The organism is Cupriavidus yeoncheonensis, from assembly GCF_905397275.1.
Classification (GTDB): domain Bacteria; phylum Pseudomonadota; class Gammaproteobacteria; order Burkholderiales; family Burkholderiaceae; genus Cupriavidus; species Cupriavidus yeoncheonensis.
On the sequence record NZ_CAJPUY010000006.1, the window covers coordinates 39878 to 54243 of the forward strand.

Here is a 14366-nt window from a genome sequence, read left to right on the forward strand (position 1 = left end):
GCGCCGGGCGCGGAGGGTCAACAAAGGAGGACTCCCTTGGAACAACAGTCCCTGCAAGCCACGGCCGAGACGCTTGGCCAGCGCAGCCAGCGCGCGGTCTGGCATCCGTGCACGCGGCTGCGCCCTGACGACGGTGCCACGCCGCTGGCCATCGTGCGCGGCGAAGGCCCCTGGCTTCACGATGCCGACGGCCGGCGCTATTTCGATGCCACCAGCTCATGGTGGGTCAACCTGTTCGGCCACGCCAACCCGAAGATCAACGCCGCGCTGGCGGACCAGCTGCAGACGCTGGAGCACGTCATGCTGGCCGGCTGCACCCATGCGCCGGCCGTCGAGCTGGCCGAACGCCTGTCGGCGCTGACCGGCGGCGCGCTGGGACACGCGTTCTACGCCTCGGACGGCGCGTCGGCGGTGGAGATCGCGCTCAAGATGAGCTTCCATTACTGGCGCAATACCGGCCTGCCGGCCAAGCGCGAGTTCGCCTGCCTGGCCAACGGCTACCACGGTGAAACCGTGGGTGCGCTGGGCGTGACCGACCTCGACGTCTTCCGCGATGCCTATGACCCGCTGATCCGGCGCGCGCACGTCGTGATGTCGCCCGACGCGCGCCAGGCCGCACCGGGCGAGACCGCCGCCGACGTCGCCGCGCGCGCACTGGCCGCGCTGGAGACGCTGCTGCGCGAACGCGCGGGCCAGATCGCCGCGCTGATCGTCGAGCCGCTGGTGCAGGGCGCCGCCGGCATGGCCATGCACGACCCGTCCTACCTGGAAGGCGCGCGCGCCCTGTGCGACCGCTACCGCGTCCATCTGATCGCCGACGAGATCGCCGTCGGCTGCGGGCGCACCGGCACCTTCTTCGCGTGGGAGCAGTGCCGCGACGGCGAGCAGCCGCTGCCCGCGCATGCGTGGCCCGACTTCCTGTGCCTGTCCAAGGGCATCAGTGGCGGCTACCTGCCGCTGTCGCTGGTGCTGTCGCGCCCGGAGATCCAGCGCGCCTTCGTCGCCGACGAACTCGCGCGCAGCTTCCTGCATTCGCATTCCTATACGGGCAACCCGCTGGCCTGCCGCGCCGCGCTGGCCACGCTCGACCTGTTTGCGCAGGACGACGTGATCGCACAGAACCGCGACCGGGCGCAGTGGCTGGCCGACGCGATGACGCCGTTCGCCGGCGATGCGCGCCTGCACCGCATGCGCCAGCGCGGCCTGATCTGGGCCGTCGATGTGCGCGACGAGGTGGCCGGCGAAGGCTTCTCCGGACGCTTCCACCAGGCTGCGCGAGCGCGCGAGCTGCTCGTGCGGCCGATCGGCAACACGCTGTACGTGATGCCGCCCTATGTCTTCGACGCCGCGCAGGCGCGCTGGCTGGCCGGGCAACTGCTCGCCACGCTGGACGATGTGCTCGGTCCCACCCATGCCAGCGAGGAGGTCCGCCATGCTGCTTGAACAACTGCGCCGCGCCGCCGAGGAACGCCAGGCCCGCGCGCTCACGCGCCGGCGCCGCATCGCGCATACGGCCTGCGCGCCGCACCAGTCCGTCGGGCCGGTGGATGCGCCCGCTCCGCAGTCCTTGCTGACGTTCTGCAGCAACGACTACATGGGCCTGGCCAGCCATCCCGATGTCGTCGCCGCGCTCGCCGAAGGCGCGCGGCTGTATGGCGCCGGCAGCGGCGCCTCGCACCTGGTCAGCGGCCATTCGCTGGCGCACGCGCGGCTCGAAGAGGAACTGGCGCGCTGGTTTGCCCCGTACATTCCGCAAGCGCGCACGCTGTATTTCTGCACGGGCTACATGGCCAATCTGGCCGTGCTGACGGCGCTGGGCACCGCGGGCGCGACGCTGTTCTGCGAATCGCTGAACCATGCCTCGCTGATCGACGGCGCCCGGCTCGCGCGCGCCGACGTGCAGCGCTACCCGCACTGCGATGCCGCCGCGCTGGACGCGCTGCTCGGCGCCAGCACCAGCGCGCTCAAGCTGATCGTGACCGACAGCGTGTTCAGCATGGACGGCGATGTGGCGCCGCTGGCCGAACTGCTCGCGCTGGCCGAGCGCCACGATGCGTGGATCATCGTCGACGATGCGCACGGCTTCGGCGTGCTCGGCGACGATGGCCACGGCGTGCTGCAGGCGCTGGGGCTGAACTCGGAGCGCTTCATCTATATCGGCACGCTCGGCAAGGCCGCCGGCGTGGCAGGCGCCTTCGTGGCCGCGCACGAGACCATCATCGAACACCTCGTCAACACCGCGCGGCCCTACATCTACACCACGGCCGCGCCGCCTGCGGTGGCCCACGCACTGCTGGCGAGCCTGGCGATCCTCGAAGGCGAGGAGGGCCGGCAACGCCGCGCCAACCTGAACCGGCTGATCGCGGACCTGCGCGCGGGCCTGGCGCCGCTGGCGACGGCAGCGGGCTGGCAGTTGGGCGACAGCGCGACCGCCGTGCAGCCGCTGATCGTCGGCGACAACGCCACCTCGCTCGCGCTGTCGGCGCGGCTGGAGGCCGACGGCATCCGCGTGGGCGCGATCCGGCCGCCGACCGTGCCGGAGGGCACTGCGCGGCTGCGCATCACGCTGTCGGCTTCGCACACGGCCGCCGACGTACAGCGGCTGGTCGGCGTGCTGGCCGGCGCCGTGATGCGCGAAGCCAAGCAGGAGGCCGCATGAGCCAGCCTGCGAAGTTCCAGTGCTTTGTCACCGGCACCGATACCGGCGTGGGCAAGACCCATGCGAGCGCCACGCTGCTGCACGCGCTGCGCGCGGCCGGCTATGCCACCGTCGGCATGAAGCCGGTGGCCAGCGGCAGCGAATGGCGCGGCGACCACTGGCACAACGATGACGTGGCCGCGCTGCGTGCCGCCAGCTCGGTCACGGTGCCGCTGGCGCAGACCTGTCCGTTCCTGCTGCGCACGCCGTGCTCGCCGCACCTGGCCGCCGCGCAGGAAGGCGCGCGCATCACGCGCGCACCGATCCGCCATGCCTTCGACGCGCTGCGCGAGCAGGCCGATGCGGTCGTCGTCGAAGGCGTCGGCGGCTTCCACGTGCCGCTCGATACCGGCGCGGTGCGCTGGAGCACGGCCGACCTTGCCGAGATGCTGGCGCTGCCGGTGGTCATGGTGGTGGGTATCCGACTGGGCTGCCTGAACCACGCCGTGCTGACCGCCGAGGCCATCCGCGCGCGCGGGCTCACGCTGGCCGGCTGGATCGCCAACCGCATCGACCCGGACATGCTGCTCGCCGGGGAGAACATCGCCACGCTGCACGAAGCGCTCGATGCGCCGTGCCTGGGCGAGCTGCCCTGGCAAGTGGCGCCGGCCGACGCCGCCGCGCGCCTCGACCTCGCGCCGCTGCTTGCCCAACCTGATCCATACCAGTCCGAGGCCCAAGACCTCGCTGCATAACATAAAACACAAGCCGATCATGACCCAAGCCAATCAGACCGTCGCCACCATTTCCGCCGAATCGCTGCGCCAGACCGCACGCAACCACGCGCTGCCCGAAGACGCCCGCTGGCGCGTCGACGACGTCGCCGCGCTGTTCGCGCTGCCCTTCAACGACCTGCTGTTCCGCGCGCAGCAGGTGCACCGCGAGAACTTCGACGCCAACACCGTGCAGCTGTCCACGCTGCTGTCGATCAAGACCGGCGGGTGCGAAGAGGATTGCGGCTACTGCCCGCAGAGCGCGCACCACGATGCGGGCGTCAAGGCCGAGAAGCTGATGGCGCTCGATGAAGTGCTGGACGCCGCCCGTGCCGCCAAGGCCAACGGCGCCACGCGCTTCTGCATGGGGGCCGCCTGGCGCAGCCCGAAGGACCGCCACCTGGAGCCGGTGATGGACATGGTGCGCGAGGTCAAGGCCATGGGGCTGGAGACCTGCGTCACGCTGGGCATGCTGAAGGCCGAGCAGGCGCAGGCGCTCAAGGACGCCGGCCTGGACTACTACAACCACAATCTCGACACCTCGCCGGAGTTCTACGGCAAGATCATCACCACGCGCACCTATCAGGACCGGCTCGATACCATCGGCCACGTGCGCGATGCCGGCATCAATGTCTGCTGCGGCGGCATCGTCGGCATGGGTGAATCGCGCGAGGCGCGCGCCGGGCTGATCGCGCAGCTCGCCAATATGGATCCGTATCCGGAGTCGGTGCCCATCAACAACCTGGTGCAGGTGGAAGGCACGCCGCTGGCCGGAACCGACCCGCTCGACCCGTTCGAGTTTGTCCGCACCATTGCCGTGGCGCGCATCACCATGCCGGGCGCGATGGTGCGCCTGTCCGCGGGACGCGAGGCGATGGAAGAAGCCTTGCAGGCGCTGTGCTTCATGGCCGGCGCCAATTCCATCTTCTACGGCGACAAGCTGCTGACCACCGGCAACCCGCAGGCCGACCGCGATCGCGCGCTGCTGGCCCGCCTGGACATCCGTGCGGAAGGCTGCGCAGGCTGAATAGTTAAGAAATCACCACGCGCAGAGCTCCCCGCCGTAAGATCCCGATAACCGGGTAAAAAGGAGGGAGCTCATGTTCAGCAAGATCCTGATCGCGAACCGCGGCGAAATCGCCTGCCGCGTCGCCGCCACCTGCCGCCGGCTGGGCATCCGCACCGTCGCGGTGTACTCGGACGCCGACGCGGATGCGCGTCACGTCGCCTTCTGCGACGAGGCCGTCCATATCGGCGGCGCCGCGGCGCGCGACAGCTACCTGCGCGCCGACCACATCATCGAGATGGCGAAGGAGACCGGCGCGCAGGCGATCCACCCCGGCTACGGCTTCCTCTCCGAGAACGAGGCCTTTGCCGAGGCCTGCGCCGCGGCGGGACTGGTCTTCATCGGCCCGCCGGCTTCGGCCATCCACGCGATGGGCAGCAAGAGCGCGGCCAAGCAGTTGATGGAAAAGGCCTCGGTGCCACTGGTGCCCGGCTACCACGGCGAAGACCAGGACCCGGCGCTGCTGCGCCGCGAGGCCGACCGCATCGGCTACCCGGTGCTGCTCAAGGCCAGTGCCGGCGGCGGCGGCAAGGGCATGCGCGTGGTGGAATCGGGCGATGCCTTCGAGGCGGCGCTGGCCTCCGTCAAGCGCGAGGCCTCGGCCAGCTTCGGCGACGACAAGGTGCTCGTCGAAAAGTACCTGACCCGGCCGCGCCATATCGAAATCCAGGTGTTCGCCGATACCCGCGGCGACTGCGTCTACCTGTTCGAGCGCGACTGCTCGGTGCAGCGCCGCCACCAGAAGGTGCTGGAAGAAGCGCCCGCGCCGGGCATGACGGAAGAACGGCGCCGTGCGATGGGCGAAGCCGCCGTGGCCGCGGCCAAGGCGGTGGGCTATGTCGGCGCCGGCACGGTCGAGTTCATCGCCAACCAGGACGGCTCGTTCTACTTCATGGAAATGAACACGCGCCTGCAGGTCGAGCATCCGGTCACCGAGATGATCACCGGGCAGGACCTGGTCGAATGGCAACTGCGCGTGGCCGCCGGCGAGGCGCTGCCGCTGAAGCAGGAGCAACTCCGCATCGACGGCCACGCGCTCGAAGCGCGCATCTACGCCGAGAATCCCGACAAGCAGTTCCTGCCGTCCACCGGCACGCTGCGCTTCCTGCGCACGCCGCCGGCCGTGCAGTTCATGCGCGGCGGCGACGCCCACGGCCCCGCCGGTGTTCGCATCGACGCCGGCGTGCGCGAGGGCGACACCATCAGCCCGTACTACGACCCGATGATCGCCAAGCTGATCGTCTGGGGCAAGGACCGCGACGAGGCGCTCGCGCGCATGCGCCAGGCGCTGGCGGCGTATCACGTCGTCGGCCTGTCGACCAACGTGGCGTTCCTGCAGCGGCTGGTGAAGTCCGAAGCGTTCCGCACGGCCGATCTCGACACGGGCCTGATCGAGCGCAACGAGGCCACGCTGTTCCCGGCGCCGGCGCCGGTCGGCATGGAGATCATCGCGCTGGCGACCGCGGCGCTGCTCGACCGCGAAACGCGCGAGCGCCGCCTCGACGCGGCCGACCAGCATTCGCCGTGGACGCATGCCGGCGCGTGGCGGCTCAATGGCGGCGCCACGCGCACGCTGCGTTTCGTTTTCGGCAGCCATACGCTGGACGTCACGCTGACCGCGAACGAGCGCGGCAGCACGCTGATCTATGCCGACCAGGCGGCGCCGTTCCGCGCATCGTGCCAGGCCGACGATATCCGCGTAGACCTTGGCACGCGCCGCGCGCATGGCCAGGTCCATGTGGAGGGCAACGACTTCCACGTCTTCTACGCGGGACGCCACGCGGTGCTCGGCTGGCTCGACCCGCTCGCGCATGCGGGCGAAACCGAGGGCGAGGGCGGCAAGCTGACCGCGCCGATGCCGGGCAAGGTGATCGCCGTCATGGTCGAACCCGGCAGCACGGTGACGCGGGGCACGCCGCTGCTGGTGATGGAAGCCATGAAGATGGAACACACCATCAGCGCACCGGCCGACGGGGTCGTCAGCGAGATCCTGTACGGCGTGGGCGAGCAGGTGGCGGAAGGGGCCCAGCTGCTGGCTTTTGACGGGAAGTAGGCCCCCGCCGGCAGGTGCTGTGGCGCCTGTCGGCGGAAACGGGGTCCGGAGCGCGTCTGGTGGCGGCGACTGCGGGATGACGCTTTCCGGTTGGAATTTCGGATAATTCCTACACGTGGCGGGATGCACCGTGGCTAGGATTGGCAGGGCCCGCAAGCCACCCCTATCCCCCATGTTTCGAGCGTTCTGCCAAACCGTTTTCCTTTTTGGGGCCGTCCTGATAGCCAGTCAGGCGTGGGCGACCTGTAGCAGCGTCGCCGGCGTAGCGATTTCGACCGTTACGTTGCCTGCCAACCTGACAAGCGCGCGAGACCTGCCGATCGGAAGCACCCTTTACGACAGCGGTTGGGTTGATGCGTCTACTGGCGCCCAGTTCTATTGCACTGGAGGCGAAACATGGACCTATGGGTATAACGCGGCAATGACCCCGGTCCCGGCGGCTGGCGCTGGCGTTTATCAAACCACCGTCCCGGGCATCGGCGTGAGGGTTGGATGGTCGGACATGAACCTCGGCAGGCCGGCCGACATCACACAGTCCAGGATCATGAATTGGCCGCGCAACTCCAGAGCGTTGGAGAGCTACGCTGTCAACTATGGCTTTAGCTCCTCGTATCGCGTCCAGTTCATCAAGACCGGGAACATCGGGTCTGGCAACATTTCCTCTCCGAGCGCGTTTAGTTACAACGGCATCATCAACACCCAGTTGAAGTTCAGCAGCTTGTCGATCCCTGTAGCGGCTGCCGGTTGCAGCATCACCGGCAGCGGCAACATCACCGTCAATCTTCCCAATGCACGCGCGCAGAACTTTGGCGGTGTCGGATCGACACAAGGGGCGACCGCATTCAGCATTCCACTGGTTTGCGATGCAGGTGTCAGCGTGGCCTACAAACTCGACGGACCTGCGGACCCATCGAACGCCCCCGGCGTTCTGGCAAACCAGACGGGCAGCGGAAAGGCGACCGGCGTTGGCGTGCAGGTCCTGCAAGGAAGTGCCCCGGTGACTCTCGGCGCAGTATCGCCCACCTTCATCCAGACGACACAAGCCAATCAGGCGGTCAGCATTCCGATGACCGCGCAGTACTACAAGACCAATTCGGTCGTGAACAGCGGAAGCGTGAGTGCCATCGCGACACTGACCATGAACTATCAGTAGCTGCCGCCGATCCGCAGCCGCAGGGTCCTTGCGTCCGCGACGAGGCGCACAGAACCGAGGAAATGCCCCGCCCTGAACGGGGCATTTCCGTGGCGGCTCGCTGCCCTGGGCCAGGCCGTTGTCCCCGCCGGTCAAATCGCAAAGGTGCCCGCCATGCGGAAGCCGCTTTCCCGCCATTCGCCCTCCTGCGTCATTCCTCTGCCAAAATAGCTGCCTGAGCCGAAACTCGCTGGAGTCAACATGAAGTTGCAGCTGTATGTCCCCGATGGCCGTTACGATCCGTGGATCGAAGGCTTCGCCGAGGCGCTGCCGGAAGCCGAATGCGTGATCTGGGACGACAGCCGCGGAGATCCTGCCGACTACGCCGTGGTCTGGCGCCCGCCCGTGGAGATGCTGCGCGGCCGCACCGACCTGAAGGCGGTGTTCAACCTCGGCGCCGGCGTGGACGGCATCCTGCGCCTGCGTGACCAGGACCCGGATGCGCTGCCCGCTGGCGTGCCGATCGTGCGCCTGGACGATGCCGGCATGGCCGCCCAGATGGCCGAATACGTCACCCATGCCGTGCTGCGCTATTTCCGCCGGCTGGACGACTACGCCGCCCAGCAGCAGGCCGGCAACTGGAAGTTCCTGAAGCCGCACCGCCGCGCGGACTTCACCGTCGGGGTGATGGGCGTTGGTGCGCTGGGCACGCATATCGCCCGCACGCTGGCCGGTTTCGGCTTTCCGGTGCGCGGCTGGAGCCGCTCCGCGCGCGCCGTCGAGGGCGTGGTGGGATTCCATGGCGATGCGGGCCGGGCCCCGTTCCTGGATGGCCTGCGCGTGCTGGTCAATGTCCTGCCGCTGACCCCGCAGACCGAGAACATCCTGAACGGCGAACTGTTCGGCAAGCTCGCCAGGGGCGCCTACGTGATCAATGTGGCGCGTGGCCAGCACCTGGCCGAGGAGGACCTGCTGGCGGCGGTGCAAGCCGGGCAGATCGCGGGCGCGACGCTGGACGTATTCCGCACCGAACCGCTGCCGGCTGCGCATCCGTTCTGGCAGGAGCCGCGCATCACCATCACGCCGCATATCTCGGCGCTGACGCTGCGCGAGGACAGCATCGCGCAGATCGCCGGCAAGATCCGCGCGCTGCGGGCCGGCCAGCCCATCGCCGGCGTGGTCGACCTGCAGCGCGGCTACTGAACCCTCGCCGCGCAAAGAACAACAGACCCTGGAGACAGCCATGAACCTGCCCAACTACGTGAAGATCGTCGAGGTCGGACCGCGCGACGGCTTGCAGAACGAAAAGGCCATGGTGCCGACCGACGTCAAGGTGTCGTTGATCAACCAGCTGACCGAGGCCGGTTTCGTCAATATCGAGGCCGCGTCCTTTGTCTCGCCCAAATGGGTGCCGCAGATGGCCGACGGTGCCGACGTGATGGCGCGCATCCAGCGCCGTCCCGGCACGCTGTATTCGGTGCTCACGCCCAATATGAAGGGGCTGGAGGGCGCGGTGGCGGCCGCTGCCGATGAGGTCGTGATCTTCGGCGCCGCCAGCGAGGCGTTCTCGCAGAAGAACATCAACTGCTCGATCGCCGAATCGATCGCGCGCTTCGAGCCGGTGGCCGAGGCCGCGAAGGAAAAAGGCATTCGCCTGCGCGGCAGCATTTCGTGCGCGCTGGGCTGCCCGTACCAGGGCGAGGTGCCGGTGAGCGCCGTGGTGGACGTAGTGCGCCGCATGCGCGCACTGGGCTGCGACGAGATCGATATCGCCGACACCATCGGCGTGGGCACCCCCGGCAAGGTGCAGGACGTGATGCGCGCGGTATCGGCGGAATTTGCGATGGACCGCCTGTCGGGGCATTTCCACGACACCTACGGCCAGGCGCTGTCGAACATCCTGGCCAGCCTGGAAGTGGGCATCTCGATCTTCCATGCATCGGTGGCCGGTCTGGGCGGCTGTCCGTACGCCAAGGGCGCGACCGGCAACGTGGCGACCGAGGACGTGCTGTACATGCTGCACGGCCTGGGCATCCATACCGGCATCGACCTGGAGGCCGTGGTGCGGACGGGCGACTACATCTCGCAGGCGGTTGGCCGCGCCAACAGCTCGCGCGTGGGCCGCGCGCTGCTGGCCAAGTGGGCCGCCGCCAGCGAGGCTGCGCCTACGTGCGCGTAAGCCTGGCAACGACATGACAAAGGAGCAGGAATGAGCCAGTCCGCCGAACAGGTCGCCGAACAGATCGAATTGCCGGAATCCGCACAGCGTGTCGCGGGCCTGCTGGCCGAACTCGGGCATGACCGTCCGGTGGTGATGCTGCCGGCCACCGGCAAGACCTCCGCCGAGGCGGCCGCCGGCCTGGGCTGCAGCGTGGCGGAGATTGCCAAATCGATCATCTTCCGGCGCGTCGAAGACGATGCGCCGGTGCTGGTGATCGCCAGCGGCAGCAACCGTGTCGACGAAGCCAAGGTGGCGGCGCGCGTCGGCGCGCTGGGCAAGGCCGATGCCAGGTTCGTGCGCGAGAAGACCGGCTATGCCATCGGCGGCGTCTGCCCGATCGGCCATGCGGTGCCTCCGGTCATGCTGCTCGACCAGGACCTGTTCCGCTATGACAGCCTGTGGGCCGCGGCCGGGCATCCGCACGCCGTGTTCAACCTGACGCCGCAGCAGCTGCAGCAGATGACCGGCGCGGAAGTGGCGGATGTCGCCCTGGGGGCGGCGGCATGAGCCCAGAACTGCGGCCCGGCCTTGAGTTCTCGTGGCAGTACGTCGTGCCGCGCAAGGCCTCGGTGCCGCACCTCTACGATGACATCCCGATGTGCACGGAGATGCCGGACGTACTGGCCACCGGGTACATGGTCGGCATCATGGAGTGCGCCTGCCTGCAGGCACTGCGCGAACACCTGGACTGGCCGCGCGAGCAGACCCTCGGCACGCTGGTCAGCTTTTCGCACCTGGCGGCCACGCCGCCGGGCATGACCATCACGGTCAAGGGCCGGCTGGTGGAGGTGGATGGGCGCAGGCTGCGTTTTGAAGTGAGCGCCTGGGACGGCGAGGACAAGATCACGGAAGGCGTGCACGAGCGCCACGTGATCGATGCCGCGCGCTTCAACCGGAAGATCGCCGCCAAGGCTGCCCGGACTGCGGGCTGAGACCATGGTGCTGACGGCTGCCCTCATCCGGGACATCACGCGCCGCGCGCGTTCGGCGCAGACTGCGCAGCCCGTGCCTTCGCCATGCCGCAACGTATGCCACATGGACGCGGACAGCGGCTATTGCGAAGGCTGCCTGCGCACCATCGAAGAGATTGCCGGCTGGTCGGCCATGGCCGAGGACGACAAGCGCCGCATCTGGGCGCAGATGTCGCAGCGCGCCGACCGGCTGGCCGGTAGGAGACCCTTGCCTTGAGCGACACCACGCCACCGCGGTTGCCGGCCACCATGCGCGTCTTCGAACGCGGCTGGCTGTCGTCCAACAACATCCTGTTCATCGACGGCGACGATACCGCGCTCGTCGACAGCGGCTACGCCACGCACGCGCCGCAGACGGTGGCGCTGCTCGAATCGACGCTGCAGGGGCATCCGCTGAAGCGGCTCATCAATACCCATCTGCATTCCGACCATTGCGGCGGCAATGCCGCGCTGCAGGCGCGCTGGCAGCCACACACGTCGATTCCCGGCGCCGAAGCGGCCGCCGTCTCGGCATGGGATGTCGATGCGCTGAGCTACAAGGCGACCGGTCAGCAATGCGACCGCTTCACGTTCGATGCGCTGCTGCATGACGGGGACGTGTTGCGCCTTGGCGGCATCGACTGGCAGGTCGTCGCCGCACCGGGGCATGACCCGCATGCGGTGATGCTGTTCGCTCCGCAGCAGCGCCTCCTGATTGCCGGCGATGCGTTGTGGGAGAGCGGCTTCGGGGTGATCTTTCCCGAGCTGGAAGGGGAGAGCGGGTTTGCCGAGCAGGCTGCGGTGCTGGATCGCATTGCCGAACTGGATGCGCGCGTGGTGATTCCCGGCCACGGCCGCCCCTTTGCCGACGTGGCCGGAGCCCTCGAACGCGCGCGTGGCAGGCTCGCTTACCTCGGTGGGGATCCGCAACGCAATGCGAGCCACGCGGTCAAGGTGCTGGTCAAGTTCAAGCTGCTGGAAGCGCAGCGGATGCATCGCGACGCGTTGTTGGACTGGATGCAGGAGGCGCCGCTGATGGTGGCCATTCAGCAGCGCTTCATGGCGGGGCAGACGATGGAGGAGATTCTGTCGCAGACGCTGCGGGCGCTGGCGGGGGTGAAGGCGCTGGCGCTGGAGGGCGATGTGGTGGTGAACGTGGGCTGAGCCTTGAGGCCGTTGACATGGCCAGGACAGCTAGCGTTTGCTCCCCTCTCCCGTTCATGGGAGCGGGGAGCAAACAGTCAGACATTCAGCGTATTTCATGTATCCGGGGCTGTACCGCTCGATCGCTGTTGCAAGCGACCGGGGCCTGCTCAGAACATCGTCCTGAATCCCACCTTCACGCTCCTGCCCGGCAACGGCGCAATATCCCTGAGGATCGAAGAAGCATTGCGCGCCTCCTGGTTGGTCAGGTTGTCGCCGCGCAGATAGACCAGCGTCTGCGTGCCGGAGGTCTTGAACTTGTAGGTCAGCGCCAGGCTCAGCAGCGTGTAGGCGTCGGTGGGCGTGTCGTTGGCCGGTACGCGGGTCTGCCTGGCCGCGTAGGTGACATCCACGCGCGCGCCCCATGGGCCCGCGCCATAGACCAGCGCACCGCCCAGCCGCAGCGGCGCGAGTCTCGGCAGCGGCTCACCGGTGTTGCGATTCTCCCCGCGCACATAATCCGCCCGCGCCTCGAAATCCAGCGTATCGCTCGACGTCAGCATCTTCTGGAACAGCCGGGCCTTGCCTTCGGCCTCGAAGCCGTACAGCGTGGCCGGCACTCCCAGGTACTGGAATTCGGGCAGCGAGCCGGGACTGCCCGGGGCGACGACATCGCCGGCATCGTCGCGCGCGCGGCCCGTGGACAGCAGCGCCAGGTAGTTGGCGAAGCGGCTGTAGTAGCCCGACACGCTCGCGCTGTGCGGGCCGTACTTGTAGCGCATGCCGAGGTCCACGGAGGTGGCGCGCTCCTTGCTGGCATTGGGATCGCCCAGTTCCCATGCGCCGGTGGCCACGTGCGGCCCGTTGGCGTACAGCTCGTAGAAGGTCGGTGCGCGCTCGGTGTACGAGACATTGCTGGTCAGCGACCACAGCGAATTCAGCTTGTAGAGCAGGCCGGCCGACGCACTGGTGGCATTGAAGCTGCGGCTGGCATCGGTGAAGCGGTCATTGCCGTTGGCGCTGGCCGTGATACTGCTGTGGTCCAGCCGTCCGCCGAAGTTGAGCTTGAAGTCGCCGGCGCTGTCGAGCGGCAGTTCTTCGAACACGAACAGCGCGGCGTTGTCGGTGTTGGTGCTTGGCACGAACGCTTCCTCGCCCAGCGCGGAGAACTGCGTGTGGCCGAACTGCGTGCCGATCACCCCGCTCATCCTGCCAATCCTGGCGTGTTTGGCTTCGAAGCGCGCGTCCCAGCCCTGATTCTTGAAGATGGTGCCGGTCTCGCCGTTCTCGATTTCCCTGTGCTCGTAGTCCGTATAGCTGAACTTGCCCTTGACGGACTCCAGGATGCCGGAGGTGTTGGCTAGCAGGTTGCGCGCCTCGCCTTCGAGCGCGAAGCGGTCCTGCCGCATCTTCAGCCGCACGTCGTCCTCGGCCGGCGTGCCGTATTCGTTGCGGTAGGCGCTGTAGTTGGCGCCGATGAAGCCGTCCGCCCAGGTATAGGAGCCGCCCAGCGAGCCACCGTCCTGCTGCGCGCTGGTATTGGGCAGGCGGCCGCTGGCCTCGGTCTCGCCTTCGGGCAGCGGCTGGCTGGCACGCAGGCGGTCGCTGCGCGCGAAGCCCGGGATATGCAGGTCGCTGGTCTTGCGCGCGAACGCGTCGGCGTGGATCGCGAACTGGCCGTTGCCGGCCTCGACCAGCGCGCTGGCATTGCGTGCCACGTCGCCTCCCGCAGTGGCGCTCGCGTCGACGGCGCCGCCGATGCCTTCGACCGGTTCCTTCGGAATGCGGTTGTCGATCACGTTGACGACGCCGCCGATGGCATTGCCGCCGTACATCAGCGCCGCCGGCCCGCGCACGACTTCGATGCGTTCGGCCACGAGCGGATCGACCGGCACCGCGTGGTCGTAGGACAGCGTCGAGGCATCGACCGTGGAGCCACCGTTCTGCAGCACCTTGATGCGGTCTCCGTCGAGGCCACGGATGACCGGGCGGCTGGCGTTGGGGCCGAAGTAGCTCGACGACACGCCGGGCAGCTTGTCCAGCGTCTCGCCGAGCGTGCTGTTCTGGCGCAGCGACAGGGCGTCGCCGCTGAGTGAGGAGACCGGCGCAACCATGTCGTTCAGCTCGCTGCCAAGCGGGTTCGCGGTGACCACCACTTCCTTGAGGGTGGCGGCAGCGGGCGCGGCGGCGGTCGCAGGTTCGCTGGCGGTCTGGGCCAGCGCGCCGGTGGAGACAATCAGGGCAGCAAGGGCTGCCAGCGGCGTGCGCCGCAGCATGGGGTGTTGCAGGGTAGGAGGCATGGCTCGCGATTCGATGCGATGGCAATCGGGCGGACGGCCGTGCCGGTGCCGGTATCGCGCGCGCCGCGCACGATCAGGTGCGGGACGGGC

At 68.3% G+C, this 14366-nt stretch carries 13 protein-coding genes; 12 read left to right on the plus strand and 1 reads right to left on the minus strand.

Annotation, left to right across the window (positions count from 1 at the left end):
* The first annotated feature begins 36 nt into the window (after positions 1-36).
* The 12 genes from bioA to KHO22_RS09640 all read left to right on the plus strand — a co-directional run bounded on the left by bioA (position 37) and on the right by KHO22_RS09640 (position 11997).
* Positions 37-1443 (plus strand): adenosylmethionine--8-amino-7-oxononanoate transaminase, encoded by a 1407-nt coding sequence (gene bioA, locus KHO22_RS09585; RefSeq protein ID WP_211946900.1) that lies wholly within the window; start codon positions 37-39, stop codon positions 1441-1443.
* Positions 1433-2659, plus strand: coding sequence for an 8-amino-7-oxononanoate synthase (gene bioF, locus KHO22_RS09590; RefSeq protein WP_211946901.1), 1227 nt, complete (start codon positions 1433-1435; stop codon positions 2657-2659). Before bioA ends, bioF begins: the two co-directional genes overlap by 11 nt.
* Complete coding sequence (gene bioD, locus KHO22_RS09595) at positions 2656-3393, plus strand: dethiobiotin synthase (protein WP_211946902.1); 738 nt, start codon at positions 2656-2658, stop codon at positions 3391-3393. Before bioF ends, bioD begins: the two co-directional genes overlap by 4 nt.
* 19 nt (positions 3394-3412) lie before the next feature.
* Positions 3413-4438, plus strand: a complete 1026-nt coding sequence (gene bioB / locus KHO22_RS09600; RefSeq protein ID WP_211946903.1) for a biotin synthase BioB — start codon at positions 3413-3415, stop codon at positions 4436-4438.
* Positions 4439-4511: 73 nt separating this feature from the next.
* Entirely contained in the window at positions 4512-6530 is a 2019-nt protein-coding gene (locus KHO22_RS09605) for an acetyl/propionyl/methylcrotonyl-CoA carboxylase subunit alpha (protein ID WP_211946904.1), read from the plus strand.
* Positions 6531-6813: 283 nt separating this feature from the next.
* A complete protein-coding gene (locus KHO22_RS09610; protein WP_211946905.1) occupies positions 6814-7683 on the plus strand; it encodes a fimbrial protein in 870 nt (289 codons plus the stop codon).
* A 240-nt stretch (positions 7684-7923) separates the two neighbouring features.
* Positions 7924-8865 (plus strand): 2-hydroxyacid dehydrogenase, encoded by a 942-nt coding sequence (locus KHO22_RS09615; protein WP_211946906.1) that lies wholly within the window; start codon positions 7924-7926, stop codon positions 8863-8865.
* 40 nt (positions 8866-8905) lie between these two features.
* Entirely contained in the window at positions 8906-9841 is a 936-nt protein-coding gene (locus KHO22_RS09620; RefSeq protein ID WP_211946907.1) for a hydroxymethylglutaryl-CoA lyase, read from the plus strand.
* 30 nt (positions 9842-9871) lie between these two features.
* Positions 9872-10390 (plus strand): YbaK/EbsC family protein, encoded by a 519-nt coding sequence (locus tag KHO22_RS09625; RefSeq protein ID WP_211946908.1) that lies wholly within the window; start codon positions 9872-9874, stop codon positions 10388-10390.
* On the plus strand, positions 10387-10815 hold the full coding sequence (locus KHO22_RS09630; RefSeq protein WP_211946909.1) for a thioesterase family protein: 429 nt from the start codon (positions 10387-10389) through the stop codon (positions 10813-10815). The genes KHO22_RS09625 and KHO22_RS09630 overlap by 4 nt, the downstream gene beginning before the upstream one ends.
* A gap of 4 nt (positions 10816-10819) precedes the next feature.
* Positions 10820-11071 carry a DUF1289 domain-containing protein gene (locus tag KHO22_RS09635; RefSeq protein ID WP_211946910.1) on the plus strand — a complete coding sequence of 84 codons (252 nt, stop codon included), beginning with the start codon at positions 10820-10822 and terminating at the stop codon, positions 11069-11071.
* A gap of 32 nt (positions 11072-11103) precedes the next feature.
* Positions 11104-11997 carry an MBL fold metallo-hydrolase gene (locus tag KHO22_RS09640; RefSeq protein ID WP_211947139.1) on the plus strand — a complete coding sequence of 298 codons (894 nt, stop codon included), beginning with the start codon at positions 11104-11106 and terminating at the stop codon, positions 11995-11997.
* Positions 11998-12146: 149 nt separating this feature from the next.
* Here the strand turns inward: KHO22_RS09640 and KHO22_RS09645 are convergent, their stop codons facing one another.
* Entirely contained in the window at positions 12147-14276 is a 2130-nt protein-coding gene (locus KHO22_RS09645; RefSeq protein ID WP_211946911.1) for a TonB-dependent receptor, read from the minus strand.
* Positions 14277-14366 lie beyond the last annotated feature (90 nt).